This window comes from Streptomyces sp. NPDC051051 (assembly GCF_040682975.1).
In the GTDB taxonomy this organism is placed as follows: Bacteria; Actinomycetota; Actinomycetes; order Streptomycetales; family Streptomycetaceae; genus Streptomyces.
This window is the reverse complement of record NZ_JBFBCB010000005.1, coordinates 12,509-37,732: the sequence shown is the minus strand read 5'-3', so window position 1 is coordinate 37,732 and position 25,224 is coordinate 12,509. Positions and strand designations below refer to the sequence as shown.

The following is a 25,224-nucleotide window of genomic DNA, read 5'->3' as shown; positions in this document are numbered from 1 at the left end:
ACGGACCGGCCGCACCGGCCGCCGTGGCCCCAGGTGTCCCCTTCTCCCGCCTCACGTCGAGGAACTCACCCGTGTCTGCGCCCCTTTCGCGGCCGACCTATGCCGCCGTGCTCCGCGTCCCGCACGCCCGCCGCACCTTCGCCGCCGCCCTCCTCGGCCGGCTCGCGTACGGCCTCGTCCCCCTCTCCCTCCTCCTCGCCACGGTCCGCGCCACCGGCTCCTACGCCGTCGCCGGCACCGTCCTCGCCCTCTTCGGCACCTCGGCCGTCCTCCTGATGCCGCTGCGCGCGTCCCTCGTCGACCGCCACGGTCCCCGGCGCGCCCTGCCGCCCATGACCGCCGCGTACGCCGTCCTGCTGACCGCGCTCGCCGCCGCGACCTGGCGGACGGGAGCCCGGCCGGTGGCGCTCGGCGCGCTCGCCGCGCTCGCCGGAGCCTGCGCGCCCCCGCTCGGACCCGTCATGCGCGCGGTGTGGGCCGACCTCGTCCGGGACCGGCGGCTGATGCAGCGGGCGTACAGCCTCGACGGCGTCGCCGAGGAACTGCTGTACGTCTCCGGCCCGGTGCTGGTGGGGGTCCTGGTGCGGTTCGCGCCGCCCGCGGCGGGGGTGCTGCTCGGCGCCGCACTGATCGCGGGCGGGACCCTGGCCTTCGTGGCCTCGCCGCCGCTGCGGGCGGTCCGGGTACCGGCGGCCGGACGCCCGCCGGGCCGGCAGCGCCTCGGCCGGGGCCTGCGCGGGCCGGTCCTGGTGGCCGTCGGGGCAGGCACCGCGCTCAGCGCCGTCGACCTGTTCGTCACCGCGTACGCCGAGGACGGCGGGTACGGCGGCGACGGGGCCGCCTGGACCCTGGCCGCGCTGTCCGCGGGCAGCGCGGTCGGCGGCCTCCTCAACGGCGCGGTCGACTGGCGTACGCCCGCCCGTGCGAGGCTGCCGCGGCTGGCGGCGGCACTGGGGCTGGCCCTGGCCTGCGCGGGCCTGGCCCCGGACCTGTGGACCCTGGCCGCGGCGGTGGCCTGCGCCGGGATCTTCGTCGCCCCGATCCTGACGACGGCCTACCTCGTCGCCGACGAGACGGCGGCGCCGGGCGCCCGGACCGGTGCCGGCGCCTGGATCAACACCGGCGTGAACGCGGGAAGCTCCCTCGGCTCCGCGACCTCGGGACTCCTCCTCGGCCACGCGCCGCTCGCGGTGTGCTTCGCGGCGGCGGGCGGCGTCGCCCTGCTGGCCGCGGCGGCCGGGCGGGGCCGCTGAGGGATCGGCCGGCCCTCGTCCTCACGGTCCCCGGGACGCCGGAAGGCGGAGCCCTGTTCGGGCTCCGCCTTCCGGGGGTCCGGGTTCTTTCGGCCGGACCGGGCCCGGCTCCGTCCGCCGGACGAGGGGCCCCCTCAGGGGCGTCCCCGCTGCTCGCGGAGGTGGTCCGCGATGGGCGTCAGGGCCTTGTCGAGTTCCGCCAGGGCCTCGGGGGAGAGCAGGTCGATGAAGTGCCGCCGCACGGACGCCACGTGGTGGGGTGCCACCTTGCGCATCGTCTCCATGCCGTGCTCGGTGAGGACCGCGAACAGACCTCGGCGGTCGGACTCGCAGTTCTCACGGCGCACCAGGTCGGCGTTCTCCATGCGGGTGATCTGGTGCGAGAGCCGGCTCTTGGACTGGAGGGTGGCGGACGCGAGGTCGCTCATCCGCATCCGGACGTCCTCCGACTCGGACAGATTCACCAGGATCTCGTAGTCGTTCATGGTCAGTCCGAACGGCTGAAGATCCTTTTCGAGCTGGTACGTCAACAGCCTGTTGACCTCCAGGTGGGTGCGCCAGGCGCACTGCTCCGCTTCGGTCAGCCAGCGCGTGGCCGTGTCGGTCTCCATAAATGAAGTCTACCTAAAATGTTGAAAAGCGAACTAGTAAGGGTGGTGTGACAGTGCGCACGCGTTCGACGTCACACTCCGCAGACTACCGCTCACAGCCCGAAGCGACGCTGGAGGTCTCCCAGCTGTCCGGGAAGGCGCGGTGCGCCCGCTTGACCTCCGAAGCCGCCCGGCCCACCGCCGCCGGGCACCCCCGGCTCGGGTGGAACCGCTCCCGTGGCCTGCTCGGCCATGAGGACCTCGGTGGACTGGAGCAGCACCGTGCCGGCGCCCACGAACTCGAACTGGTGCTCCTCCCCGGAAGCCCCGCCCAGGCCCGTCAGCGCACGTAGGCCGCCCATCACGCCCGTCATGTACCCGTGGTCGTAGTGATGGCACGGGGACGGGCAGTCGGCCCAGCCGACGAGCGCCTGCGGGTCCACCCGGATCGGGGGTTCCATGAACACCACCGGGCCGTTAGATGCGGCGACGAACTTGCCGGTTCCGATCAGCGTCAGAAAACCCGGAACGATCGACTGCTTGAGTGCGAGAGTTGGCTGAAAAGCGAGCAGATTGCCCGAGCGAATGGTCAGGTTGCCGTCTTCGAGGTCGTACGAGTTCACGTCGAAGGCCCGGTCGGCGAGGAGCATCTTGCCCGAACCCTCCGCCACGACCCAGTCGCTCGCGTGCAGAGGCGAATGGAACGACGTGCGCACCAGGCGGTCCAGCCGGCCGTGTCCGATGCCGTTGAAGTCGATCGAGCCGTAGTAGGCGATCATCTTCCCCTTCTGCAGGAACCACTGGCTCCCCTTCAACTCCACGCAGAAGGTGTACGCGTTCACGTTGTCGTCGGCCGGCAGGCTCATGGGGTCGAGGACGGTGGGGCCGGTGCCCGGGTGGGTGGTCACAGCTTCTCCTCCGACGCCTGGACGTACACCGTGCCGCTGCCGCTCAGCTCCAGCTGGAACGCCTCTCCTGAACCGCGGCCCACCATGTCCCGCCAGCCGAGCGCGGTCGACAGCTTGTTGCGCACGTCACCGTGGTGGGCGACGTAGGCCTGCGGGTCGACGTGGACCGGGCGCTGGGGGGTGATGGGGACCTCGAAGACGCCGCCGTGGGCCATCACGGCGACCGAGCCGTGGCCCGCCAGCGTCGTGGTGAACAGGCCCTGGCCGCTGATCTGGCCGCGGACCATGCCCATGACGCCGCCCTGGGAGCCCATGAACATGGTGCCCTGCTGCAGGGTGCCCTCGAAGGCGAGGAGGCGGTCCGCCTCGACGTAGAGCGTCTCGCCGGTGAGGTTGATGATCTGGACGTGGTGGCCGCCGTGTCCGAACAGGACCGTGCCGCTGCCCTCGACGGACATCAGGGGCGTGTCCTCGTTCGCCAGGCGGCGGCCGATCATCGACATCACACCGCCCTGACCGCCCTGCACGTTCGGGGTGAAGGACACCTCGCCCTGGTACGCGAGCATCGCGCCGCGCTGACTGAACAGGCGCCGGCCGGGCACCACGGTCGCCTCGACCATCTTGGAGTTGATCTCGCGGAAGGACATGTCACACGTCCCCCGCGATCGTGTTCCGCTCGCTGGGCTGGACGTACACCAGGCCGTCCCCCTCGAAGCGGATCTGGAAGGCCTCACCGCCGCCCTCGCCCATCAGGGTGCGGAACGTCACACCGGACTGGAAGGACTGCCGGACGTTGCCCTGGTGGGCGACGTACGCCCCCGGGTCCACGGTCAGCGGGAACTGCGGGCTCACCCGGAGCACCACCGCCGGACCGTCCGAGGTGATCGCCGCCTGGCCGTGTCCCTCGACGGTCGTCGTGAACAGCCCGTTGCCCTGCGAGGCGCCGCGCAGGCCGGTGAAGGACGTGCCCGTCCTCAGCCCCGCGTCCGTCGCGAGCAGATTGCTCGACTCCACGTACAGCTTGTCCCCCTGGAGACTCACGAGGTTGATCTCGGAGGCGCGGTCCGCGAACCAGCAGGTCCCCTGCCCCCGCACCTCCATCACGGTCATCTGCTCGCCGGTGAGTCGCCGGGTCACCATCCCCCGCAGCCCCTCGCCGCCGCCGCTCATCTTCTTGAAGGCCATCTGCCCGTCGTACGCGACCATCGAGCCGTTCTTCGCCTTGACGGCGTCCCCGGTCATGTCGACGGCGAGCACCTTGCTGCCTTGGAGTCGAAACATCGCCACGCTGCGAAGGTAGCCCCTGGGGCGCCGCGCCGACAGGTCCTCCGGGTGGAGATCGTCCCTGAACAGACCCCTACGGGTCCGCCGGCCGCGACCGGGCGCCGCCCGGCCCCGCCGCACCCCGCCCGGCTCGCCGCCCCGCCCGTTTGTCACAATGGGCCAACGTTTGTGCGTGCGTTCACAAACGACCGGATCAGCACCGCATCTCCCACCGAAGGTGACCCGTGGACCTCAAGACAGCCTCCGCCCTCCGCCGACTCCGCCTGGTCTCCGCGCCCGAGGCGGTCTCGTTCCTGCTGCTGCTCGTCTGCTCGGTGCTCAAGCGCACGACGGACTTCAACGCGGTGCCGGTGATGGGCGCGCTCCACGGCCTGCTGTTCGTGCTGTACGTGATCTTCTGGGCGGACGCCTGGAACCGCGCCAAGTGGCCCCTGCGCACAGCCGCCCTCTACTTCGTCCTCTCGGTCCTGCCGACCGGCGGCTTCTTCGCCGAGCGCAGGCTCCGCCGCGAGGCCGAGGACGCGGTCATCGCCTCCCGCGCCCGGCGCGAAGGCGTGGTGAAGACGTCGTGATCGTCGCCTTCTCCGTCACCCCGCTCGGCGTCGGCGAGGACGTCGGGGAGTACGTCGCCGACGCCGTCCGGGTGGTCCGCGAGTCCGGCCTGCCGAACCGCACCGACGCCATGTTCACGTCCATCGAGGGCGAGTGGGACGAGGTCATGGACGTCGTCAAGCGGGCCGTCGCCGCGGTCGAGGCACGGGCGCCGCGCGTCTCCCTGGTCCTCAAGGCCGACATCCGCCCCGGCGTGACGGACGGCCTGACCTCGAAGGTGGAGACCGTCGAGCGGCATCTCGCCCCGCGGGGGGAGTAGCGACGGCAGGCCCGCCGGGGCCGGCCTCACCGCTTCCCCGACGCCCGCCGCAGGTACTGCCGCACCGCCCGCTGGGCCACCGGCCCCAGCTCCTCCAGCGCGCCCACCAGCAGACCGAGTTGCTCCAGCGCGTCCAGCGCCGACGCGGCGCCCGCGCCGTCGACCCCCTCGTACAGCTCGATGCCGACGAACGAGGCGGCGACCGCGCGGGCCAGCCCGGCCGGGTCGGTGAACTCGCGGAACGGCGTCCCCGCGAGCACCCGGTCCAGCACCTTCTCGATCTCCACGATCCACAGGTCGAGCCCCGCCGCCGTGGCCGGGCCGAGCGTGGCGTGGGTCTGCGCGCCGGCCAGCAACTGGCCCAGCAGCATCACCTGGCCCCCCACCCGTTCCTGCTCGTGGATCTCCCGCCCGAGGGCGAGCAGTTCGGACAGCGTGCCGACCGCCGCGAAGCGGTCCCGGTACCGCGACACCGACCGCTCCGCGCCGTACCGGCAGGCCGCCGCGAGCAGTTCGTCCACCGAGCCGAAGTGGTAGAAGACCAGGGCCTGGTTGACCCCCGCTGCCGCCGCGACCGTACGGGCCGACGTCCTCGCGATGCCCTGCTCGGTGAGCGTGCGCAGCGCCCCGTCGAGCAGCTTCGTCTTCGTCTCCAGGGACCTGGCGGTCTCCGGGGTCACGCGCGGGCCTCCTCGCGCACCGGCCGCAGTCCCGGCCGCACGCCGCGGGCGCGGGCGTCCGCGTACGTGGCGGTGAAGGAGCCCTCGTAGCCGAACAGCGGGCCGACGTACCGGTTCACCACCCGCACGCGGATCCGGAACCGTCCCGTCGTGTCGTCGTACGACTCCCGTACCTCCGCCCTCGCCCCGATCAGTTCCGGTACGCGCGCGTCGACCCCGCCCTCCCGGAACCGGTGGGTGCCCGAGCGGATCAGCAGGGAGCCGTCCGGCTCGGCGTGGAAGTGCAGGTCGGTGGCGAGGTGCTGGTGGGTGCCCAGGTAGTCGAGGACGCGGTCGCCCCTCGGGCCGAGCACCATCTGGGCGTCGAACCGGCGGGCCCGGCCGGGCAGGTCGAAGGTACGCACGAAGCTCACCGTCTCACGGCCGAAGGAGTCGGTGTACGGCACGTTCTCGATGACGAACGGCACCGCGCGTCCCGTGCGCGGGACGAGGATGTTGCGGGTGCCGCCCAGCGTCAGGAACGGCTTCACGAACGCCCCGCCGTGCCAGATGCGGTCCATCACGCCCCGGCCCGTGCAGGCCTCCCCGCTCGCCAGCCCCACCGAGAAGCGGCGTTGCAGCTGCGGGTGCAGCCGGTCGAAGCCGGCTCCCGTCGCCGTTCGGAAGATCGAGGTCATCGCGGACTCTCCAGGGTGCGCAGGAGGCGGGGCGCACGCGCGCGTGCCGGTGGGGTGCGCAGGCAGCGGCGGGCGGCCGGGGTGCAGGCGAGGGGCGAGGTGAACAGGGCGAGGCAGACCACGACGCTCAGCAGCAGGGGGAGCAGGTAGGCCGTCGACGCGGCGAACGGCCCCAGCAGGCGCAGGAACGACTCCCACCCGAGGCCCGTGCAGGCGACGGTGACGGTGACGGTGCGCAGGGCCAGCTCCGCGAGCCAGTTGCGCAGGGCGCGCTCCGGTGTGATGCCCCGCTCCAGCCACAGCCGCAGCCGGTCGAAGGACCACGCCGTCGCCCAGCCCATCAACGGACGGAACACCAGCCGGTCGGCGAGCGCGCCGAAGGCGCCCCACCGGGGACGGTAGTCGTAGCCGGTGAGGAAGCGGACGCCGTCGCCGTCGGGGACGTAACGCCAGTAGCCGCTGCCCTCGGCGAGCAGCGAGAGCGGGTGCGGGGAGGCGAAGCGCAGGGCGGAGGTGCGGGTGCCGTCCGGGCGCTTCCTTTCCCCCGCCGACACGCCCGTGCCCGCGACGGTCAGGAACGGCAGCACGCGCACGGCGTACCGGAACCGCTGCGGCTCGCCCTCCGCGCGCGGGAGGTGGGTGATCTCGGTGAAGCGGAGGTCCCAGCGCTGGTGCCGCGCCGGGTCCTGGGTGCGGGTCCACAGGTCGTCCAGGTCGGCGCGGATGCGTGCCTCGACATAGAGCCCCATGTGAACCCCCTGGATCGGGCCGGTGTTTGAGCGTTCGCTCAACGCTCCGGGGGTGAAGGTACACGTGTTTGAGCGGTCGCTCAATCGAGTGATGGTGAACGGGGTTGCGAGCCTCGGCGGACGGCTAACCTTCCCGGGAATCGATCACGTCCCGTCCGAAGGCCGGGCAGGCACGCGGAGGCGAAGTGGCAGCGCGGCGCGGGCCGGCAGGGGTGGGCGGGGCGAGGGCGGCGGCCGTGGGGAGGGCGGTCGTGGCGGCCGCGACGGCCGTGTCACTGGCGGTGCTGAACGGCGGCGCCCCGGTGCCGCGCGCGGGAGCCTGCGCCCTCACGTCCGGCGCGCTGACCCCCGGCGACCTGCCGGCCGGGTCCTCCGTGCTGGACTGCGCGGCCGTCGGCCGCCTCGTCACCCACGCCGGGGCCGGCGTCACCGTCCCCGAACCCGGCACGACGGTGAGCGTCGACGCCCTCACGGTGGACGGCTCCCTGCACGGCTTCACCCTGGCGGTGGCCGCCGACGGCACGGTCTCCTACGACCTGGCCGACACCGGGACCCACGCGACCGCCCCCGACCACGCGCACGCCGCGGCGGGCACCCCCGGCCGGGCGCGGGCCGCGTGCGCCGACGGCGCCCACGCCACCGCCGACCACAAGGTGTACGACACCTACGAGTGGTTCCTCGGCGACGGCGCCCTGCCCGGAAACCTTTCCCCCGGCGACGCCCGCCGCGCCTTCGAGGGCGCCATCGGCACCATCACGGCCGGCCGCAACGACTGCGGCTTCGGCGACGCGGTCACCGCCGAGGCGCGGTTCCTGTCCCGCACCGGCAACGAGGCCGACATCGACCGCGACGCCCACTGCACGGCACGCGACGGCATGAGCGTCTGGGACGCCGGCGACCTCGGCGGCGGGGTCGTCGCGACGACCTGCTCCTGGAGCCGGGCCGTGTCCGGCGGCCCCGACGAGCTGCGCGAGGCCGACGTCCGCTTCAACATCGCCGACCACGCCTTCACCGATCGCCCCACCGACACCTGCTCCCACACCTACGACGTCCGCAGCGTCGCCACCCACGAGGCCGGACACGTCTTCGGCCTGGCCCACGTCGGCCAGGGCCACGAGAGCCAGACGATGTTCACCAACTCCTTCGCCTGCTCCACCGCCGCCCGCACGCTGGGCCGCGGCGACGTCCTCGGCCTGCGCACCCTGTACTGACCCGGTCCGACGCGGCCCGGTGGACCGAGGACCGAGACGGGGCTGACCGCGATATGACCGACGGGTAGGGTCTGGTGCCGTGCCGAAGCCGTCCAGCCTTTCCTTCGACCCCATCGCCCGCGCCGACGAGCTCTGGAAGCAGCGCTGGGGAAACGTGCCGTCCATGGCCGCGATCACCTCGATCATGCGCGCCCACCAGATCCTTCTCGCCGAGGTCGACGCGGTGGTCAAGCCGTACGGGCTGACCTTCGCGCGCTACGAGGCCCTGGTGCTGCTCACCTTCTCCAAGGAGGGGGAGCTGACGATGTCGAAGATCGGCGAACGGCTCCAGGTGCACCCCACCTCCGTGACGAACACCGTCGACCGCCTGGTGAGGTCCGGTCTCGTCGCCAAGCGCCCCAACCCCAACGACGGCCGCGGCACCCTCGCCACCATCACCGACAAGGGCCGCGAGGTCGTCGAGGCGGCCACCCGCGACCTGATGGCCATGGACTTCGGCCTCGGCGTGTACGACGCCGAGGAGTGCGGGGAGATCTTCGCGATGCTGCGCCCCCTGCGCGTGGCGGCCCACGACTTCGACGAGGACTGAACCGGGGCCGGACGCAGGAGCGACCCGGGGCAAGATCGCCCGGAACGCCTGGTTACGCTCGACGGCATGAAGAAGAGCGTGCTGACCCGCTACCGCGTCATGGCCTATGTCACCGGTGTGCTCCTGGTCCTGCTGTGCCTGTGCATGATCGGTAAATACGCCCTGCACCTGGACGGTGCCGCGGACGCCACCCGGGTCGTCTCCATCGCCCACGGCTGGCTCTACGTCGTCTACCTCGTCTTCGCCTTCGACCTGGGCTCCAAGGCCAGGTGGCCGGTCCGCAAGCAGCTCTGGGTACTGCTGGCCGGGACCGTCCCGACGGCCGCGTTCTTCGTGGAGCGGAACGTCACGCGCGAGCTGGAGACCAAGGCCGCCGGGGAAGCGCCGGCGGTCGCCAAGGCGTAACCCCGCACCGCCGTACGCAGGTGTACGGCGGTCTCCCATCGACATTTACTAGGACGTCCTAGTAAATTCGAGTGTATGGACGCTGACGCCATCGAGGAAGGCCGCCGACGCTGGCAGGCCCGGTACGACGCCGCGCGCAAGCGCGACGCAGACTTCACCACGCTCTCCGGCGATCCCGTGGAGCCGGTGTACGGGCCTCGGCCCGGGGACGCCTACGAGGGCTTCGAGCGGATCGGCTGGCCCGGGGAGTACCCCTACACCCGCGGGCTGTACCCGACCGGCTACCGGGGGCGCACCTGGACCATCCGGCAGTTCGCCGGGTTCGGGAACGCCGAGCAGACCAACGAGCGCTACAAGATGATCCTCGCCAACGGCGGCGGGGGCCTCTCCGTCGCCTTCGACATGCCGACCCTCATGGGCCGTGACTCCGACGACCCGCGCTCGCTCGGCGAGGTCGGGCACTGCGGGGTCGCCATCGACTCCGCGGCCGACATGGAGGTGCTGTTCAAGGACATCCCCCTCGGGGACGTCACCACCTCGATGACCATCAGCGGACCGGCCGTACCGGTCTTCTGCATGTACCTCGTCGCCGCCGAACGGCAGGGCGTCGACCCGGCCGTCCTCAACGGCACCCTCCAGACCGACATCTTCAAGGAGTACATCGCGCAGAAGGAGTGGCTCTTCCAGCCCGAGCCCCACCTGCGCCTGATCGGCGACCTCATGGAGTACTGCGCCGCCGGCATCCCCGACTACAAGCCGCTCTCCGTCTCCGGCTACCACATCCGCGAGGCCGGCTCGACGGCCGCGCAGGAGCTGGCGTACACGCTGGCGGACGGCTTCGGGTACGTCGAACTGGGGCTCAGCCGCGGGCTGGACGTCGACGTGTTCGCCCCCGGCCTGTCCTTCTTCTTCGACGCGCACCTCGACTTCTTCGAGGAGATCGCCAAGTTCCGCGCCGCGCGCAGGATCTGGGCCAGGTGGATGCGGGACGTCTACGGGGCCACGTCCGAGAAGGCGCAGTGGCTGCGGTTCCACACGCAGACCGCCGGTGTCTCCCTGACCGCCCAGCAGCCGTACAACAACGTGGTGCGCACGGCCGTGGAGGCGCTCGCCGCCGTGCTCGGGGGCACCAACTCGCTGCACACCAACGCCCTGGACGAGACCCTCGCGCTGCCCTCGGAGCAGGCGGCCGAGATCGCGCTGCGCACGCAGCAGGTGCTGATGGAGGAGACCGGCGTCGCCAACGTCGCGGACCCGCTGGGCGGTTCCTGGTACGTGGAGCAGTTGACCGACCGCATCGAGGCCGACGCCGAGAAGATCTTCGAGCGGATCAAGGAGCGGGGACTGCGGGCGCATCCCGACGGGCGGCACCCGATCGGGCCCGTGACGTCCGGGATCCTGCGGGGCATCGAGGACGGCTGGTTCACCGGGGAGATCGCGGAGTCCGCGTTCCGGTACCAGCAGGCGCTGGAGAAGGGCGAGAAGCGGGTCGTCGGGGTCAACGCGCACACCGGATCGGTGACCGGGGACCTGGAGATCCTGCGGGTCAGCCACGAGGTGGAGCGGGAGCAGGTGCGGACGCTGGGTGCCCGCCGGGCCGCCCGGGACGAGTCGGCCGTGCGGGCCGCGCTGGACGCGATGCTGGCGGCCGCGCGGGACGGGTCCAACATGATCGGGCCGATGCTGGACGCGGTGCGGGCGGAGGCGACGCTGGGGGAGATCTGCGGGGTGCTGCGGGAGGAGTGGGGGGTGTACACGGAGCCCGCGGGCTTCTAGGACGGGCCTGACGGGCCGGTGGCGCCGGACGGGCCGGCCTCGGCCGGGGGTCCCGCCAGGCCGTGCAGCAGCAGCCTGGTGAGGTCCCCCACCCACTCCTCGTCCGCCGGTTCCGCGCTGACCAGGGTGCGGTGGACCACCGCACCCGCGACCACGTCGAAGATCAGGTCGATCGTGCGGGCCGCTTCCGCCGGGTCCGTCTCCGGCGGGAGTTCCCCCCTGGTCTGCGCGCGGGCCCGGCCCTCCAGGACCAGGTCCTTCTGGGGGTCGACGATGGACGCGCGGATGCGTTCGCGCAGGGCGTCGTCGCGGGTGGACTCCGCGACCACCGCCATCAGGCCACTCCTGGCCTCCGGGCGGGCGAGGATCGCCGCGAACTGCAGGACCACGCCCTCGATGTCGGCGGCCAGACTGCCCCGGTCGGGGAGTTCGAGCTCGCCGAAGAGTTCCGCGACCGCGTCCACGACCAGTTCGTTCTTGCCGGACCAGCGGCGGTAGAGCGTCGTCTTGGCCACCCCTGCCCGGGTCGCCACGTCCCCCAGCGTGAGCTTGGACCAGCCGAGCTCGACCAGTGCCTGCCGGGTCGCGGACAGGATCGCGGTGTCAGCGGCGGCGCTGCGCGGGCGTCCGGTACGGCTGGCTGGCGTGCGGCTCTGCATGCTCCGACCATATCCGGCCGATTCCGTGCGGTCGTGAGGGAGATCACCGGGACGGGGCGGCGGGAAGGGCCCCCGCGGTATTACGCTACGACTCGTAGCGAAAGCTCGTGAACGGACGTACACGAGTCGCGACCGGACGACGCGGGGTGGGGACCCCGGCGCTCATTTCCGATCGCTTTTCACGCAGACGCGCGGACGGGGGAGGATAGACGCATGCAGCCACGGAACATGTCCATGAGCGGAGTCGTCGACCTCGCCGCGGTGAAGGCGGCCCAGGAGGCCAAGGCGAAGGCGGAGCAGGCCCGGGCCGAAGCCGCCCGACAGGGCGGGACGGGGGCGGTGTCGCCCGCGGACCTCGTCATCGACGTCGACGAGGCCGGGTTCGAGCGGGAGGTCCTCCAGCGGTCCGCCGAGGTCCCGGTCGTCATCGACTTCTGGGCCGAGTGGTGCCAGCCCTGCAAGCAGCTCAGCCCGGTGCTGGAGCGGCTCGCCGTCGAGTACGACGGGCGGTTCCTGCTCGCCAAGATCGACGTCGACGCCAACCAGATGCTGATGCAGCAGTTCGGGGTGCAGGGCATCCCGGCCGTCTTCGCCGTCGTCGCGGGGCAGGCGCTGCCGCTCTTCCAGGGGGCCGCCGGCGAGACGCAGATCCGCCAGACCCTCGACCAGCTCATCCAGGTCGCCGAGCAGCGCTTCGGCCTGACCGGCCTCACCGTCGATCCCGAGGCCCGGCCCGGCGAGCGCGCCGAGGCCACCGAGGCGCCGGCCGGCCCGTACGACGCCCTGCTGGAGGCCGCCGTACAGGCCCTGGACGCCGGGGACTTCGGCGGGGCGGTGCGCGCGTACCAGAACGTGCTGTCCGACGACCCCGGCAACACCGAGGCCAAACTCGGGCTCGCGCAGGCCGAGTTGCTGTACCGGGTACAGGACATGGACCCGCAGCGGGTGCGCAGGGAAGCCGCCGACAAGCCGGGTGACGCGCAGGCGCAGATCGCCGCCGCCGACCTCGATCTGGTGGGCGGACACGTCGAGGACGCCTTCGGGCGGCTCATCGACACCGTGGCCCGGACGGCGGGTGACGAGCGGGACGCCGCACGGCTGCGGCTGCTCGAGCTGTTCGAGGTGGTCGGGCCGGACGACCCGCGGGTGGCCGCGGCGCGCAGGGCGCTGGCGCGCGCCCTCTTCTAGCAGGGCGGGCGCCCGGTTCTGACCAGTCGCTAAACGTCGGAGCCGGTGCCGCCCGTGGGGAAAATTCAACCGACACGGTTCCGCCGCGGCCGCGCTTTACCAAATCTTGGTAATCGCGGCCGCTGTTACTGGCAGTAAGTCAGGGCCGTTGTTCTGTCGGATTCTGTCCAGCGATCAACAGTTTTGTCCTGGGCATGGTTGCCACCGAGCGTCGCCGGTCGAGACCGGTGGGTCGTTGTTCGGTTATCCGGCCGTTACTAGCGAGTAACGAACCCCCTTGTGCGGGCGGCGAGAATGCACCACGATCGGCCACGCTCGGTCCGTTCCCGTACCCCGACAGCCGGTTGGGTCAACGGGTTTTCCTGGGTCCCCACCGAGCAGAGACGACGGCAGCAGTGGCGTCGGCTCTTGGGCAGGGGGGTCTTCGCCACGGTGAAGCCTGTCCAGCAAGGTTGTGCGTGATGCGTGTCAGGCGCGACCAGTGGTTGTCGCTCGGGGGTGATCGCCGGTGATCCGGGCGCGGTTCGCGCCTCCGGGTACAGGCGCTCCCCTTCCCGAGGACGTAGCACTTCTCCCATCCCTGCCCGGCTGAGCCGCCGTTCCGGGGGCGAGTCAGGGCCAGGAGATGTACGTCCGAGAAGGAGGAAATATGGAGTCCCAGGTGCGTGGCGGGACCAGATGGAAGCGGTTCGCTGTGGTCATGGTGCCCAGCGTCGCCGCCACGGCGTGCATAGGCGTCGCCCTCGCGCAGGGTGCGCTCGCCGCGTCGTTCAGCGTTTCGGGTCAGTCGTTCAAGGTCACCGCGGACAAGCTCGTCGGTACGGGCTTCTCGCAGTACGGCGCGATCGACTCGGGCTACACCCTCGACGGCAAGAAGACGGCTCACCCCGTCGCCGTCTCCGGGTTCAAGAGCGCGTCGATCACGAACATGTGCCAGTCCGTGGTCACGCCGAACATCCCGCTGCTCGGCTCGGTCAGCCTCACGCTGAAGGCCGGCGGTGGCGACACCCCGGTCCAGGCCGAGAACCTCTTCATCGACGTCGAGGACCTCGCGGCCGACGCGACGTTCAAGAACATCGACATCGGTGTGGCCGCCAAGGACCTGAAGAAGGGTCCCGGCATCAAGGACGGCGACACCGCGAACCCGTTCGGGTTCGCGCAGGAGGCCGAGTCGGCCGTCCTGACCGACGTGAAGCAGACGGCGTGGGCCACCACCGCCGGAACCTTCAAGCTCAGCGGCCTGAAGATGTCGCTGTCGACGGGTGTCAAGGAGTGCTACTAAGCACTCTCTGACGGGCGGGGGAGCCGGTGGCGCCCCCGCCCGTCCAGTCTCACCCGTCCGGACCGGAGCGCCCGTCCAGTCGTGGGCGCCGGTCCCCCTCGCAGGACAACCACCACAGCAACGCCGCACCAGGGAGCTGTTTTCCATGAGCGCCGAGACCCCTGTCGCCCCCGGCCAGTTCGACCACCGGAGGCAGCAGTTCCGCGCCTGGCGGGGCACGAGGCCGTTCTGGGCCGGCCTGTTCGTTCTCATCAGCGGGCTCCCCATCGCCTACTTCCCGTACGCGCACCTCCAGATCGGTCACCTGACGCTGGCGATGGCGACCACCGCCGGCGCCGGCTCGCTGATCATCGGTGTGCTGCTGGTGGTGCTGGGCGTCAGCCTGTGGTTCCAGAAGCACGTACGGGTCTTCGCGGGTGTCGCGGCGATCCTGCTGGGACTGGTCTCCATCCCGGTGTCCAACCTCGGCGGCTTCCTCGTCGGTTTCCTCTTCGCCCTGATCGGCGGAGCGATGGCCATTTCCTGGGCGCCGGGCGCACCGCCGGCGGAGCAGGCGCCGGGCGGCAATCCGGGCACGGGCACGACGCCCGCGGCCGCCTTCCCGCAGGACGCGGGAGCCGCCCCGGCGGGTCCCGCCGAGAACCCGTACAGCACGGGCCCGGCCCTCACCAAGGACGCCGGCGGCACGGACGAGCCGAACGAACTGTCAGGAACGAGCCCGGCGAACGGGGCGAACGGGAGGCACAGTGCCGGCTGACGAGGTGACCACCGGGAGCGATGTGGACGCTGCCCGCGTGAGAACCGGGCCGCGCCACGCGGCACCCAAGAAGCCGCTGTTCACCAGGTTCCACATGCCGGCCGGCAAGGCGATAGCCCTGGCGGCCATGCCGACCGCGGTCCTCATGGGCATGGGGTTCACACCGACCCTCGCCAACGCCGAGGACCAGCCGGCGTCCAAGAGCCTCACCGTCGACGAGTACAAGGACTGCGTCGCGGCCCTGGAGGACGCGCAGGACCCCTCCGCGTCACCCACGCCGTCCGCCTCGCAGAGCGCGAGCGGGTCCGCGGACGACGCCGCGGACGGCACGAAGGACGACTCCGCGTCCGGCTCCGGGGACGGGGCGACGGGCGGCGGTTCGGACTCCTCCGGCGGCACGAGCGGTTCGGGCGGCTCCACGTCGCCGGATTCAGGTTCCGGCGACGTGACCGAGCCCGCCCCGGCGGCCTCGGCCGAGGCTTCCGAGCCGCAGAAGTCCGAGACCTCCGCCGACACCCCGACGGCCGCCCCCTCGCCGTCCGAGACCGACAAGAACCTGCTGGAGACGATCGGCGACACGATCACCGATCTCTTCGACGGCAAGGACGCCACCGGGACGGCCACCGCGAGCCCGACCCCGTCGGCCTCCGAGACCGCCTCGACGGGCACCGGTGACACGGCGACGGACACGGACACCGGTACCGGCTCCGACACCGGGTCGGCGGACTCCGGTTCGGCCGGCTCCGGCAAGGGCACCACCGACGCCGCCGGCGACGCCGTCAAGGACACCGCCGACAAGGCGGGCGACACGGTGGCGGACACCGGGAAGAAGGCGGAGGAGACGGCCGCGGACGCCGCCGACGCCACCGCCTCGCCGAGCCCGTCCGAGAGCGCCACGACCGACGTGGACGACTGCCCGGTCGCCACCGAGGACGAGAGCGGCATCGACAACAAGACGCCGCTGCCGGACGACCCGTGGTACCTCAACGCCAGCTCGCTGCTCCTCAAGGGCGCCGACTACCAGGGCATCGTCGAGGTGAAGACGGCCAACGGGACCAGGAAGAAGGTCCTGAAGTACGTCATCTCCGAGGGCACCGACATCGGCGACCTGCACCAGACGGTCAGCGACGAGCGGGCGGGCGTGACCTACCACGTCCAGGCCGGCCCGGGCACGACGTCGACCATCCGCAACGGCGACACGATCATGTACACCGAGAGCATCTCGGGGAACCTGTTCGGCCTGATCCCGGTGACGTTCGACCCGGAGAACCCGCCTCCGCTGAACATCCCGCTGATCTACTTCACCAAGGTGAAGGTCGTCCAGGCGGGCCAGTTCGGCGGCGACCTCCACATACCGGGGATGCACCTCTACAACACCGAGTAGCCGTCCCCCGCAGTCCCTTCCGGGAGCCGCACAACGCCTGAGGGCGCCCCCTGAACCAGGGGGCGCCCTCAGCGCCGTTCGTACGGGGGCCGGCCGCGGGCCGGACCGGGTCAGTCGCGGGAACCCTGGCCCAGGTGGTGGACGCGGACCATGTTGGTGGTGCCGGGGACGCCGGGGGGCGAGCCGGCGGTGATGACCACGGTCTCACCCGGGTTGAAGCGGTTGAGCTTGAGGATCTCCTGGTCCACCAGCTCGACCATCTCGTCGGTGCTGTTCACGAACGGCACGATGTGCGACTCGACGCCCCAGCTGAGCGCCAGCTGGTTGCGGGTGCCCTCGTCGGTGGTGAAGGCGATGATCGGCTGGGTCGCGCGGTAGCGCGAGAGGCGGCGGGCGGTGTCGCCGGACTGGGTGAACGCCACCAGGCCCCGGCCGCCGAGGAAGTCGGCGATCTCGCACGCGGCGCGCGCGATCGAACCACCCTGCGTGCGCGGCTTCTTGCCCGGCACGAGCGGCTGGAGGCCCTTGGAGAGCAGCTCCGTCTCGGCCGCGGCGACGATCTTCGACATCGTCTTGACGGTCTCGATCGGGTACGCGCCCACGCTCGACTCGGCGGACAGCATGACCGCGTCCGCGCCGTCCAGGATCGCGTTGGCCACGTCGGAGGCCTCGGCGCGGGTCGGACGGGAGTTGGTGATCATCGACTCCATCATCTGGGTCGCCACGATCACCGGCTTGGCGTTGCGGCGGCACAGCTCGATGAGCCGCTTCTGCACCATGGGGACCTTCTCGAGCGGGTACTCGACGGCCAGGTCGCCACGGGCGACCATCACGCCGTCGAACGCCATCACGACGTCCTCCATGTTCTCCACCGCCTGGGGCTTCTCCACCTTGGCGATGACGGGGACGCGGCGGCCCTCCTCGTCCATGACGCGGTGCACGTCCTGGACGTCCTTGGCGTCGCGGACGAAGGACAGCGCGACCAGGTCGGCGCCCATGCGCAGCGCGAACCGCAGGTCCTCGATGTCCTTCTCGCTCAGCGCGGGCACGTTGACGGCCGTGCCGGGCAGGTTGATGCCCTTGTGGTCGGAGATGACGCCGCCCTCGATGACGATCGTCCGCACCCGCGGGCCCTCGACGTCGAGGACCTTCAGCTCGACGTTGCCGTCGTTGATGAGGATCTGGTCGCCGCGCGAGACGTCGCCGGGCAGCCCCTTGTAGGTGGTGCCGCAGATCGTCTTGTCGCCGGGCACGTCGTCGGTGGTGATGGTGAACTCGTCACCGCGCACCAGCTCGACCGGCCCCTCGGCGAAGGTCTCGAGGCGGATCTTCGGGCCCTGGAGGTCGGCGAGGACACCGATGGACCGGCCGGTCTCCTTGGCGGCGGCCCGGACCCGGTCGTACCGGCCCTGGTGCTCGGCGTGCGAGCCGTGGCTGAAGTTGAAGCGGGCCACGTTCATGCCGGCCTCGATCAGCGACACGAGCATTTCGTGGGAGTCGACCGCGGGGCCGAGAGTACAGACGATTTTCGAACGGCGCATGGGGCGATCCTATCGGTTTGTTTCGCTGCGGAATATTCCGTCTGGCGGAAGATACAAATGGGCGGGAACGCGCTCAGTTGCTTTCCTGCTCAGTTGCCACGCGGCGGAGCCGCATATCGATTCCGCTCGACCAGCGCGTAGGTCTGCGTGGCGATCTCCAGTTCCTCGTCCGTGGGCACCACGGCGACCTTCACCCGCGCGTCCGCGGGCGAGATCAGCCGCGACCGGTCACTCCGTACGGCGTTCAGCTCGTCGTCCACGGCCAGGCCCAGGGTCTCCAGGCCCGCGACCGCCGCCGCGCGCACCCGCGCCGCGTTCTCGCCGACCCCGGCGGTGAACGCCACCGCGTCCACCCGGCCCAGCACGGCGTAATAGGCGCCGATGTACTTCTTCAGACGGTGAATGTAGATGTCGAAGGCGAGCTTCGCCTGTTCGTCGCCCTCGTCGATCCGCCGCCCGATCTCCCGCATGTCGTTGTCGCCGCACAGGCCGATCAGGCCGCTCTTCTTGTTGAGGAGAGTGTCGATTTCGTCGATGGACATTCCGCCAACACGTGCCAAATGGAAGATGACGGCCGGATCGGCGTCTCCGGAGCGGGTGCCCATGACGAGGCCCTCGAGCGGGGTGAGGCCCATCGAGGTGTCGACGCACTTCCCGCCCCGCACGGCGGAGGCGGACGCGCCGTTGCCGAGGTGCAGCACGATGACGTTCACCTCCTCCGGCGCCCTGCCCAGCAGTTCCGCGGTGGCGCGGGAGACGTACGCGTGCGAGGTGCCGTGGAAGCCGTAGCGGCGGACGCGGTGCTCGTCGGCGGTCCGCACGTCGATCGCGTAGCGCGCCGCCGACTCCGGCATCGTGGTGTGGAAGGCGGTGTCGAAGACGGCGACCTGCGGCAGGTCCGGGCGCAGCGCCCGCGCCGTGCGGATCCCGGTCAGGTTGGCCGGGTTGTGCAGCGGCGCCACCGGGATCAGCCGCTCGATCTCCGCGAGCACCCTCCCGTCGATCACGGTCGGCTCGGTGAAGTGCTTGCCGCCGTGCACCACCCGGTGCCCGATCGCCGCCAACTCCGGTGAGTCCAGGCCCAGTCCGTCCTTGGCCAGTTCCTCGGCGACGGCCTTGAGGGCCGCGTCGTGATCGGCGACGGGCCCGCTCCACTCGCGGGACACGCCCGTCGCGAGCGGCGTGTGCCGCAGCCGCGAGGTCTGCTCGCCGATGCGTTCGACGAGCCCCTGTGCCAGCCGGCTGCGGTCGCTCATGTCGAGCAGCTGGTACTTCACCGAGGAGGAACCGGAGTTCAGGACGAGGACGCGCGTGCCGCTCACTGCTGGGAGACCTTCTGCTCGGAGGACTGGGCCTGGATCGCCGTGATGGCGACGGTGTTCACGATGTCCTGGACGAGGGCGCCGCGGGACAGGTCGTTGACCGGCTTGCGCAACCCCTGGAGCACCGGGCCGACCGCGATCGCGCCGGCCGACCGCTGCACGGCCTTGTAGGTGTTGTTGCCGGTGTTGAGGTCGGGGAAGATCAGCACGCTGGCCTGACCCGCCACCTCGGAGCCCGGCAGCTTGGTCGCCGCGACCGTCGGCTCCACGGCCGCGTCGTACTGGATCGGACCCTCGATCTTCAGGTCGGGACGCCGCCGCCGTACCAGCTCCGTCGCCTCGCGCACCTTGTCGACGTCGGCGCCAGAGCCGGAGGTGCCCGTGGAGTACGACAGCATGGCGATCCGCGGCTCCACGCCGAACTGCGCGGCGGTCGCGGCCGCCTGGACGGCGATGTCGGCGAGCTGCTCGGCGTCCGGGTCGGGGTTGACCGCGCAGTCGCCGTAGACGAGGACCTTGTCGGCGAGGCACATGAAGAACACGGACGAGACGATGTCGGCGTCCGGCTTGGTCTTGATGATCTCGAAGGCGGGCCGGATCGTCGCGGCCGTGGAGTGCACGGAGCCCGACACCATGCCGTCGGCGAGACCCTCCTGGACCATCAGCGTGCCGAAGTAGTTCACGTCGGAGACGACGTCGTACGCCAGCTCCACCGTGACGCCCTTGTGGGCGCGCAGGCCCGCGTACTTCTCGGCGAAGGAGTCGCGCAGTTCGCTGGTGGCCGGGTCGATCAACTGGCAGCCGCCCAGGTCGATGCCGAGGTCGGCGGCCTTCTTGCGGATCTGGTCGACCGGGCCGAGGAGCGTCAGGTCGCACACCCCGCGGCGCAGCAGGACCTCGGCCGCGTGCAGCACCCGTTCCTCGGTGCCCTCCGGCAGGACGACCCGGCGGCGGTCGGAGCGGGCCTGCTCCAGCAGCTTGTGCTCGAACATCATCGGCGTGACGCGGTCGCTGCTCGGCGCGGAGACGCGGTCCAGCAGGCCGACGGTGTCGACGTGCCGCTCGAAGAGGCCGAGCGCGGTCTCCGCCTTGCGCGGGGTGGCCGCGTTGAGCCTGCCCTCCAGGGAGAACAGCTGCTCGGCCGTGGGGAAGCTGTTGCCGGCCACCGACAGCACGGGCGTGCCGGGCGCCAGGCGGGCGGCGAGCGTGAGGACCTCCTGGCTCGGCACCTCGCCCAGGGTGAGCAGCACGCCCGCTATCGGCGGGGTGCCGGCGCTGTGCGCGGCGAGCGAGCCGACGACCAGGTCGGCCCGGTCACCGGGGGTGACGACCAGGCAGCCGGGCGTCAGCGCGTGCAGGAAGTTCGGCAGCATGGCACCGCCGAAGACGAAGCCGAGGGCGTCGCGGGCCAGGCCCGAGTCGTCGCCGAGCAGCACCTTCGCGCCCAGCGCGCTGCTGACCTGGGCCACCGTCGGCGCCGACAGGGCGGGCTCGTCGGGCAGCACGTAACAGGGCACCGGCAGCCGGGAGGCGAGCTTCGCGGCGATCTCCTCGCGGTCTTCGCGGGCGACCCGGTTGGCGATCATGGCGAGGACGTCGCAGCCCAGGCCGACGTAGGCGCGGTAGGCGTTGCGGGTCTCGGCGCGCACCGACTCCGCGCTCTGCCCGCGGCCGCCGACGACGGGGATCACGGAGGCGCCGAACTCGTTCGCCAGGCGCGCGTTCAGGGACAGCTCGTCCGGGAACTGCGTGTCGGCGTAGTCGGTGCCGAGGACCAGGACGACGTCGTAGTCCCGGGCGACGCGGTGGAAGCGGTCCACGAGCGTGGACACCAGCTCGTCGACGCCCCGCTCGGCCTGGAGGGCGGACGCCTCGTGGTAGTCCATGCCGTACACGGTCCCCGGGTCCTGCGCCAGTCGGTAGCGGGCCCGCAGCAGGTCGAACAGGCGGTCCGGCCCGTCGTGGACCAGGGGGCGGAAGACGCCCACCCGGTCGACCTGACGGGTCAGGAGCTCCATGACCCCCAGCTCCACGACCTGACGGCCGTCGCCGCGGTCGATCCCGGTCACGTACACGCTGCGCGTCACGCGTGCTCTCCGTTCCTTCTGTGGGGCCGTTCGGCAGTCGGCCACCCGGCTTCCGCCCGGTGTCCGCCCGGCTCATAAAAATCGCCCACCGAGGTGAGCAGAACCCTCTTGACAGTACCTCTGCCCACGGTTAAGGCGCCCGTCAGGAGACAGTCTCCTCGGGGACGTGGAACAATCGACACTGGCTCACCGGTACCCACAGCGAGCAGGAGACAGAGCAGGATGCGCATCGGAGTCCTCACCGCAGGCGGCGACTGCCCCGGCCTGAACGCAGTGATCCGATCGGTCGTGCACCGCGCGGTCGACAACTACGGCGACGAGGTCATCGGCTTCGAGGACGGATACGCGGGTCTCCTCGACGGCAACTACCGCCCCCTCGACCTGAACGCCGTGAGCGGCATCCTCGCCCGCGGCGGCACGATACTCGGCTCCTCCCGGCTGGAGCGCGACCGTCTGCGCGAGGCCTGTGAGAACGCCTCGGACGTGATCCACCAGTTCGGCATCGACGCGCTGATCCCGATCGGCGGCGAGGGCACGCTGACGGCGGCCCGCATGCTGTCCGACGCGGGTCTGCCGGTCGTCGGCGTCCCGAAGACCATCGACAACGACATCTCCTCCACGGACCGCACCTTCGGCTTCGACACGGCCGTCGGCGTCGCCACGGAGGCCATGGACCGCCTCAAGACGACGGCGGAGTCCCACCAGCGGGTGATGGTCGTCGAGGTCATGGGCCGGCACGCGGGCTGGATCGCCCTGGAGTCCGGCATGGCGGCCGGCGCCCACGGCATCTGCCTGCCCGAGCGCCCCTTCGACCCGGCCGACCTCGTGAAGATGGTCGAGGAGCGGTTCGCGCGCGGCAAGAAGTTCGCCGTGATCTGCGTGGCCGAGGGCGCCCACCCCGCCGAGGGCACGATGGACTACAGCAAGGGCGCGATCGACCAGTTCGGCCACGAGCGCTTCCAGGGCATCGGCACGGCGCTGGCGTACGAGCTGGAGAGGCGGCTCGGCAAGGAGGCCCGCCCGGTCATCCTCGGCCACGTCCAGCGCGGCGGTGTGCCGACGGCGTACGACCGCGTCCTCGCGACCCGCTTCGGCTGGCACGCGGTGGAGGCCGCGCACCGGGGCGAGTTCGGCATGATGACCGCGCTGCGCGGCACCGCCGTGCGGATGGTGCCGCTCGCGGACGCGGTGACCGAGCTGAAGACGGTGCCGAAGAACCGGATGGAAGAGGCGGAGTCGGTCTTCTAGCCCGGCCGTCCCGCAGGTCCCGGGGCCACCGGTCGTCGGGCCCGCCGGTCTCCTGTCCCCGGGTCGTCCTCGGGCCCGCGGCCGGGCCCGGTGCGCGCCGGGCCGAGGACACGACCCTGCCGACCCGCTCGGTGCGGGCCGGCCCGCCGATGCCACCCGCGCCGCGCGGGAGTGCGGCGACTTCGGCCTCACGGCCTCACGGCCGCCGACGGTGACCAGGCCGGGTGCGGTGAGGCCGGGCGGTTCGGTGAGCAGGGCGGGCCGGCGGCCGGTGCCGTGCCACCGACCGGTCTCCTCCGTGCGCGGCGGGGCGGGGACGTCGTGACCGACGGCTCGGGCTGCGGTCGTACCGGGAAGCGGGCGGACCCGCGTCCGGCGCCCGCGGGCGTCTCAGCGGCCGGCCGGCACCCACCGGTACACCAGCTCGGGTCTGCCCACCTGCCCGTACAGCGGCTTGCGTTCCGCCCTCCCCGCCTCCACCAGGTGCTCCAGATAGCGGCGGGCGGTGATACGGGAGATCCCCACCGCCTCGGCCACGCCCGCAGCGGTCAGTCCCTGCGCCGCCTCCCTTACGGCCCCCGTCACCCGTTCCAGGGTCGGGCCGCTCAGCCCCTTGGGCAGCGCGACGGGGCCCGGTGCGCGCAGGGTGGCGAGGGCGCGGTCGACCTCGTCCTGGCCGCTCGCCTCGCCGGCCGCCCCGCGGAACTCCGCGTACCGCACGAGGCGGTCCCGCAGGGTGGCGAAGGTGAACGGTTTCAGCACGTACTGGACGACGCCCAGCGAAACGCCCTCCCGCACCACCGTCAGGTCGCGCGCCGAGGTGACCGCTATCACGTCCGCGTGATACCCGGCCGCCCGCAGCGAGCGGGCCAGCTGGAGCCCGTGCCCGTCCGGCAGGTGCAGGTCGAGCAGCAGCAGGTCCACCGGCGTACGGTCCAGCAGCCGCCGCGCCTCCGCGCCGGTGTGCGCCTTGCCCACCGCCGTGAACCCCGGCACCCGGCCGACGTACAGGACGTGCGCGTCGGCCGCCACGGGGTCGTCCTCGACCACCAGGACCCGGATCGGCCCGTCGCCCGACCCGCCCGGAACACCTGTCATTCCTCGCCTCCCGACACCGGCACGGCGGCGACCGCCGTGCGCAGGGGCAGCCGTACCACGAACTCCGCTCCGCCGCCCTCGGCCTCCGCCACCGACAGTGTCCCGTCGTGGCGGTGCACGGCCTGCCGGACGAGGGCCAGACCGAGGCCGCGGCCGCCGGGGCCGGACGGCTTCGTGGAGAAGCCCCGCTCGAAGACCTGCTCGGCGAGCGCCGGATCCACCCCGGCGCCGGTGTCCGCCACCCGCAGCACCAGTTCGCCGCCGCCCTCCGCGCGGTGCCCGGTGCACGCGGTCACCGTGACCCGCGCCCGCATGCTGCCCTGCGCCGCGTCCACGGCGTTGTCGATGAGGTTGCCGAGGATGGTGACCAGGTCCCGGGCGGGCAGCGACTCCGGGAGCAGCCCGTCGTCGAGCCCGCTGCCCCGCGACACCACCAGCTCCACACCCCGCTCGTTCGCCTGTGCCGTCTTGCCCAGCAGCAGCGCCGCCAGCACCGGCTCGCTCACCGCGGCCACCACCTGGTCGGTCAGCGCCTGGGCCAGCTCCAGTTCGGCGGTCGCGAAGTCCACGGCCTCCTCGGCACGGCCCAGTTCGATGAGCGAGACGACGGTGTGCAGGCGGTTCGCCGCCTCGTGGGCCTGCGAGCGCAGGGCCAGTGTGAAGCCGCGTTCCGAGTCCAACTCGCCCATCAGGGACTGGAGTTCGGTGACGTCGCGGAGGGTGACCACGGTGCCCCGGCGTTCTCCGCCGGACACCGGCGAGGTGTTCACCGCCACCACCCGGTCCGCCGTCAGGTGCACCTCGTCCACGCGCGGTTCGGAGGACAGCAGGGCGCCCGTCAGCGGGGCGGGCAGACCGAGGTCGGCGACGGACCGGCCCACCACCTCCTCCGAGACGCCCAGCAGTTCACGGCCGCCGTCGTTGATCAGCGCCACCCGGTACTGGCCGTCCAGCATCAGCAGCCCTTCGCGCACCGCGTGCAGTGCCGCCTGGTGGTAGTCGTGCATCCGGCTCAGCTCGGCCGCGTTCATGCCGTGCGTGTGGCGGCGCAGCCGGGCGTTGACGACGTAGGTGCCGACCGCGCCCAGCGCGAGCGCGCCCGTCGCGACGCCGAACAGCGCCGTCACCTGGTCCTGCACCCGCTTGGTGATCGCCTCGACCTTGATGCCCGCGCTGACCAGGCCGACGATCCGGCCGTCGTCCCCCTCGACGGGGGCGACCGCGCGGACGGACGGGCCGAGGGTGCCGGTGTAGGTCTCGGTGAAGGTCTCGCCCTTCAGGGCCCGCGCGGTGTTGCCCCGGAAGTGCAGGCCGATCTGCTTCTCGTCCGGGTGGGTCCAGCGGATCCCCGCCGGATTCATGATCGTGACGAAGTCGACCTCGGTGTCGCGCATGATCCGCAGCGCGTACGGCTGGAGTTCCGCGGTCGGGTCCGCGGTGCCGATCGCCTCCCGCACCGAGGGGGAGTCGGCGACCGAGCGGGCCACCGCCGAGGCCTGCCGGCTCGCGGCCCCCTCGGCCTGGCTGCGGTCGCTGAGGTAGGTGAACAGCGCGTAACCCGCGACGACCACCGCTATCAGGACGGCCTGCATGGCGAACAGCTGGCCGGCCAGGCTGCGGGGTCGCGGGACGGGGATGCGCATGCCGTCAGTGTGCCTCCCGCGT

25 protein-coding genes are annotated in these 25,224 nt (G+C 71.8%); 12 read left to right on the top strand and 13 right to left on the bottom strand.

Features of this window, described 5'->3' with window-relative positions; all coding sequences use genetic code 11:
* The first annotated feature begins 71 nt into the window (after positions 1-71).
* Positions 72-1,253 (top strand): MFS transporter, encoded by a 1,182-nt coding sequence (locus AB0N31_RS05555; RefSeq protein WP_366057061.1) that lies wholly within the window; start codon positions 72-74, stop codon positions 1,251-1,253.
* 134 nt (positions 1,254-1,387) lie between these two features.
* Here AB0N31_RS05555 and AB0N31_RS05550 read toward each other — a convergent pair whose 3' ends face one another.
* The 4 genes from AB0N31_RS05550 to AB0N31_RS05535 form a co-directional block, all read right to left on the bottom strand.
* Positions 1,388-1,864 (bottom strand): MarR family transcriptional regulator, encoded by a 477-nt coding sequence (locus AB0N31_RS05550; RefSeq protein WP_366057060.1) that lies wholly within the window; start codon positions 1,862-1,864, stop codon positions 1,388-1,390.
* A gap of 92 nt (positions 1,865-1,956) precedes the next feature.
* A complete protein-coding gene (locus AB0N31_RS05545; RefSeq protein ID WP_366057059.1) occupies positions 1,957-2,751 on the bottom strand; it encodes an AIM24 family protein in 795 nt (264 codons plus the stop codon).
* Positions 2,748-3,398 (bottom strand): AIM24 family protein, encoded by a 651-nt coding sequence (locus tag AB0N31_RS05540; protein WP_366057058.1) that lies wholly within the window; start codon positions 3,396-3,398, stop codon positions 2,748-2,750. Before AB0N31_RS05540 ends, AB0N31_RS05545 begins: the two co-directional genes overlap by 4 nt.
* A 1-nt stretch (position 3,399) precedes the next feature.
* Positions 3,400-4,032, bottom strand: a complete 633-nt coding sequence (locus tag AB0N31_RS05535; RefSeq protein ID WP_366057222.1) for an AIM24 family protein — start codon at positions 4,030-4,032, stop codon at positions 3,400-3,402.
* Between the two features lie 227 nt (positions 4,033-4,259).
* Between AB0N31_RS05535 and AB0N31_RS05530 the strand changes: the two genes are divergently transcribed.
* Both AB0N31_RS05530 and AB0N31_RS05525 read left to right on the top strand, forming a co-directional pair.
* Positions 4,260-4,607: a DUF3817 domain-containing protein gene (locus AB0N31_RS05530; protein ID WP_366057057.1), complete on the top strand. Its 348-nt coding sequence runs from the start codon at positions 4,260-4,262 to the stop codon at positions 4,605-4,607.
* The gene (locus tag AB0N31_RS05525) at positions 4,604-4,906 is read left to right on the top strand and encodes an MTH1187 family thiamine-binding protein (RefSeq protein WP_366057056.1); all 303 of its coding nucleotides are present in this window, start codon (positions 4,604-4,606) and stop codon (positions 4,904-4,906) included. The genes AB0N31_RS05530 and AB0N31_RS05525 overlap by 4 nt, the downstream gene beginning before the upstream one ends.
* A 26-nt stretch (positions 4,907-4,932) precedes the next feature.
* On the opposite strand, the gene AB0N31_RS05520 is transcribed toward AB0N31_RS05525, so the two are convergent.
* Genes AB0N31_RS05520 through AB0N31_RS05510 form a run of 3 tightly spaced genes read right to left on the bottom strand, consistent with a single transcriptional unit; the run spans position 4,933 to position 7,012 of the window.
* Positions 4,933-5,586 carry a TetR/AcrR family transcriptional regulator gene (locus AB0N31_RS05520; protein WP_366057055.1) on the bottom strand — a complete coding sequence of 218 codons (654 nt, stop codon included), beginning with the start codon at positions 5,584-5,586 and terminating at the stop codon, positions 4,933-4,935.
* Positions 5,583-6,263 (bottom strand): DUF4166 domain-containing protein, encoded by a 681-nt coding sequence (locus AB0N31_RS05515; RefSeq protein ID WP_366057054.1) that lies wholly within the window; start codon positions 6,261-6,263, stop codon positions 5,583-5,585. The genes AB0N31_RS05520 and AB0N31_RS05515 overlap by 4 nt, the downstream gene beginning before the upstream one ends.
* Positions 6,260-7,012, bottom strand: coding sequence for a hypothetical protein (locus AB0N31_RS05510; RefSeq protein ID WP_366057053.1), 753 nt, complete (start codon positions 7,010-7,012; stop codon positions 6,260-6,262). Before AB0N31_RS05510 ends, AB0N31_RS05515 begins: the two co-directional genes overlap by 4 nt.
* A 251-nt stretch (positions 7,013-7,263) precedes the next feature.
* On the opposite strand from AB0N31_RS05510, the gene AB0N31_RS05505 reads away from it, so the two are divergent.
* From AB0N31_RS05505 to AB0N31_RS05490, 4 genes are all read left to right on the top strand, one after another.
* Positions 7,264-8,223 (top strand): matrixin family metalloprotease, encoded by a 960-nt coding sequence (locus AB0N31_RS05505; protein ID WP_366057052.1) that lies wholly within the window; start codon positions 7,264-7,266, stop codon positions 8,221-8,223.
* A 79-nt stretch (positions 8,224-8,302) separates the two neighbouring features.
* Complete coding sequence (locus AB0N31_RS05500; RefSeq protein ID WP_366057051.1) at positions 8,303-8,812, top strand: MarR family transcriptional regulator; 510 nt, start codon at positions 8,303-8,305, stop codon at positions 8,810-8,812.
* Positions 8,813-8,878: 66 nt separating this feature from the next.
* Complete coding sequence (locus tag AB0N31_RS05495) at positions 8,879-9,217, top strand: DUF3817 domain-containing protein (protein WP_366057050.1); 339 nt, start codon at positions 8,879-8,881, stop codon at positions 9,215-9,217.
* Positions 9,218-9,292: 75 nt separating this feature from the next.
* Positions 9,293-10,993, top strand: coding sequence for a methylmalonyl-CoA mutase family protein (locus AB0N31_RS05490; protein WP_366057049.1), 1,701 nt, complete (start codon positions 9,293-9,295; stop codon positions 10,991-10,993).
* On the opposite strand, the gene AB0N31_RS05485 is transcribed toward AB0N31_RS05490, so the two are convergent.
* Positions 10,990-11,652, bottom strand: a complete 663-nt coding sequence (locus AB0N31_RS05485) for a TetR/AcrR family transcriptional regulator (protein ID WP_366057048.1) — start codon at positions 11,650-11,652, stop codon at positions 10,990-10,992. The two genes, AB0N31_RS05490 and AB0N31_RS05485, sit on opposite strands and share 4 nt — an antisense overlap.
* Positions 11,653-11,865: 213 nt before the next feature.
* Between AB0N31_RS05485 and AB0N31_RS05480 the strand changes: the two genes are divergently transcribed.
* From AB0N31_RS05480 to AB0N31_RS05465, 4 genes are all read left to right on the top strand, one after another.
* Complete coding sequence (locus AB0N31_RS05480; RefSeq protein WP_366057047.1) at positions 11,866-12,840, top strand: tetratricopeptide repeat protein; 975 nt, start codon at positions 11,866-11,868, stop codon at positions 12,838-12,840.
* Between the two features lie 649 nt (positions 12,841-13,489).
* The gene (locus tag AB0N31_RS05475; RefSeq protein WP_366057046.1) at positions 13,490-14,122 is read left to right on the top strand and encodes a DUF6230 family protein; all 633 of its coding nucleotides are present in this window, start codon (positions 13,490-13,492) and stop codon (positions 14,120-14,122) included.
* Positions 14,123-14,267: 145 nt separating this feature from the next.
* Entirely contained in the window at positions 14,268-14,879 is a 612-nt protein-coding gene (locus AB0N31_RS05470; protein WP_366057045.1) for a DUF6114 domain-containing protein, read from the top strand.
* Positions 14,869-16,263 (top strand): hypothetical protein, encoded by a 1,395-nt coding sequence (locus AB0N31_RS05465; protein WP_366057044.1) that lies wholly within the window; start codon positions 14,869-14,871, stop codon positions 16,261-16,263. Before AB0N31_RS05470 ends, AB0N31_RS05465 begins: the two co-directional genes overlap by 11 nt.
* Before the next feature lie 110 nt (positions 16,264-16,373).
* Here AB0N31_RS05465 and pyk read toward each other — a convergent pair whose 3' ends face one another.
* From pyk to pta, 3 genes are all read right to left on the bottom strand, one after another.
* A complete protein-coding gene (gene pyk, locus AB0N31_RS05460) occupies positions 16,374-17,804 on the bottom strand; it encodes a pyruvate kinase (protein WP_366057043.1) in 1,431 nt (476 codons plus the stop codon).
* 89 nt (positions 17,805-17,893) lie between these two features.
* On the bottom strand, positions 17,894-19,126 hold the full coding sequence (locus AB0N31_RS05455; protein WP_366057042.1) for an acetate kinase: 1,233 nt from the start codon (positions 19,124-19,126) through the stop codon (positions 17,894-17,896).
* A complete protein-coding gene (gene pta / locus AB0N31_RS05450) occupies positions 19,123-21,213 on the bottom strand; it encodes a phosphate acetyltransferase (RefSeq protein ID WP_366057041.1) in 2,091 nt (696 codons plus the stop codon). Before pta ends, AB0N31_RS05455 begins: the two co-directional genes overlap by 4 nt.
* A 222-nt stretch (positions 21,214-21,435) precedes the next feature.
* Here pta and AB0N31_RS05445 point away from each other — a divergent pair, with 222 nt between their 5' ends.
* Complete coding sequence (locus AB0N31_RS05445) at positions 21,436-22,461, top strand: ATP-dependent 6-phosphofructokinase (RefSeq protein WP_366057040.1); 1,026 nt, start codon at positions 21,436-21,438, stop codon at positions 22,459-22,461.
* Between the two features lie 390 nt (positions 22,462-22,851).
* Here the strand turns inward: AB0N31_RS05445 and AB0N31_RS05440 are convergent, their stop codons facing one another.
* Both AB0N31_RS05440 and AB0N31_RS05435 read right to left on the bottom strand, forming a co-directional pair.
* Positions 22,852-23,559, bottom strand: a complete 708-nt coding sequence (locus tag AB0N31_RS05440) for a response regulator (protein WP_366057039.1) — start codon at positions 23,557-23,559, stop codon at positions 22,852-22,854.
* Complete coding sequence (locus tag AB0N31_RS05435; protein WP_366057038.1) at positions 23,556-25,202, bottom strand: sensor histidine kinase; 1,647 nt, start codon at positions 25,200-25,202, stop codon at positions 23,556-23,558. The genes AB0N31_RS05440 and AB0N31_RS05435 overlap by 4 nt, the downstream gene beginning before the upstream one ends.
* Positions 25,203-25,224 lie beyond the last annotated feature (22 nt).

What these genes read in the sequence shown, in the direction of transcription:
- AB0N31_RS05550 (WP_366057060.1), bottom strand. Translation starts at nt 1,864, where the DNA reads ATGGAGACCGACACGGCCACGCGCTGGCTGACCGAAGCGGAGCAGTGC.
- AB0N31_RS05540 (WP_366057058.1), bottom strand. Translation starts at nt 3,398, where the DNA reads ATGTCCTTCCGCGAGATCAACTCCAAGATGGTCGAGGCGACCGTGGTG.
- AB0N31_RS05535 (WP_366057222.1), bottom strand. Translation starts at nt 4,032, where the DNA reads ATGTTTCGACTCCAAGGCAGCAAGGTGCTCGCCGTCGACATGACCGGG.
- AB0N31_RS05515 (WP_366057054.1), bottom strand. Translation starts at nt 6,263, where the DNA reads ATGACCTCGATCTTCCGAACGGCGACGGGAGCCGGCTTCGACCGGCTG.
- AB0N31_RS05510 (WP_366057053.1), bottom strand. Translation starts at nt 7,012, where the DNA reads ATGGGGCTCTATGTCGAGGCACGCATCCGCGCCGACCTGGACGACCTG.
- AB0N31_RS05495 (WP_366057050.1), top strand. Translation starts at nt 8,879, where the DNA reads ATGAAGAAGAGCGTGCTGACCCGCTACCGCGTCATGGCCTATGTCACC.
- AB0N31_RS05490 (WP_366057049.1), top strand. Translation starts at nt 9,293, where the DNA reads ATGGACGCTGACGCCATCGAGGAAGGCCGCCGACGCTGGCAGGCCCGG.
- AB0N31_RS05485 (WP_366057048.1), bottom strand. Translation starts at nt 11,652, where the DNA reads ATGCAGAGCCGCACGCCAGCCAGCCGTACCGGACGCCCGCGCAGCGCC.
- AB0N31_RS05480 (WP_366057047.1), top strand. Translation starts at nt 11,866, where the DNA reads ATGCAGCCACGGAACATGTCCATGAGCGGAGTCGTCGACCTCGCCGCG.
- AB0N31_RS05475 (WP_366057046.1), top strand. Translation starts at nt 13,490, where the DNA reads ATGGAGTCCCAGGTGCGTGGCGGGACCAGATGGAAGCGGTTCGCTGTG.
- AB0N31_RS05470 (WP_366057045.1), top strand. Translation starts at nt 14,268, where the DNA reads ATGAGCGCCGAGACCCCTGTCGCCCCCGGCCAGTTCGACCACCGGAGG.
- pyk (WP_366057043.1), bottom strand. Translation starts at nt 17,804, where the DNA reads ATGCGCCGTTCGAAAATCGTCTGTACTCTCGGCCCCGCGGTCGACTCC.
- AB0N31_RS05445 (WP_366057040.1), top strand. Translation starts at nt 21,436, where the DNA reads ATGCGCATCGGAGTCCTCACCGCAGGCGGCGACTGCCCCGGCCTGAAC.
- AB0N31_RS05440 (WP_366057039.1), bottom strand. Translation starts at nt 23,559, where the DNA reads ATGACAGGTGTTCCGGGCGGGTCGGGCGACGGGCCGATCCGGGTCCTG.
- AB0N31_RS05435 (WP_366057038.1), bottom strand. Translation starts at nt 25,202, where the DNA reads ATGCGCATCCCCGTCCCGCGACCCCGCAGCCTGGCCGGCCAGCTGTTC.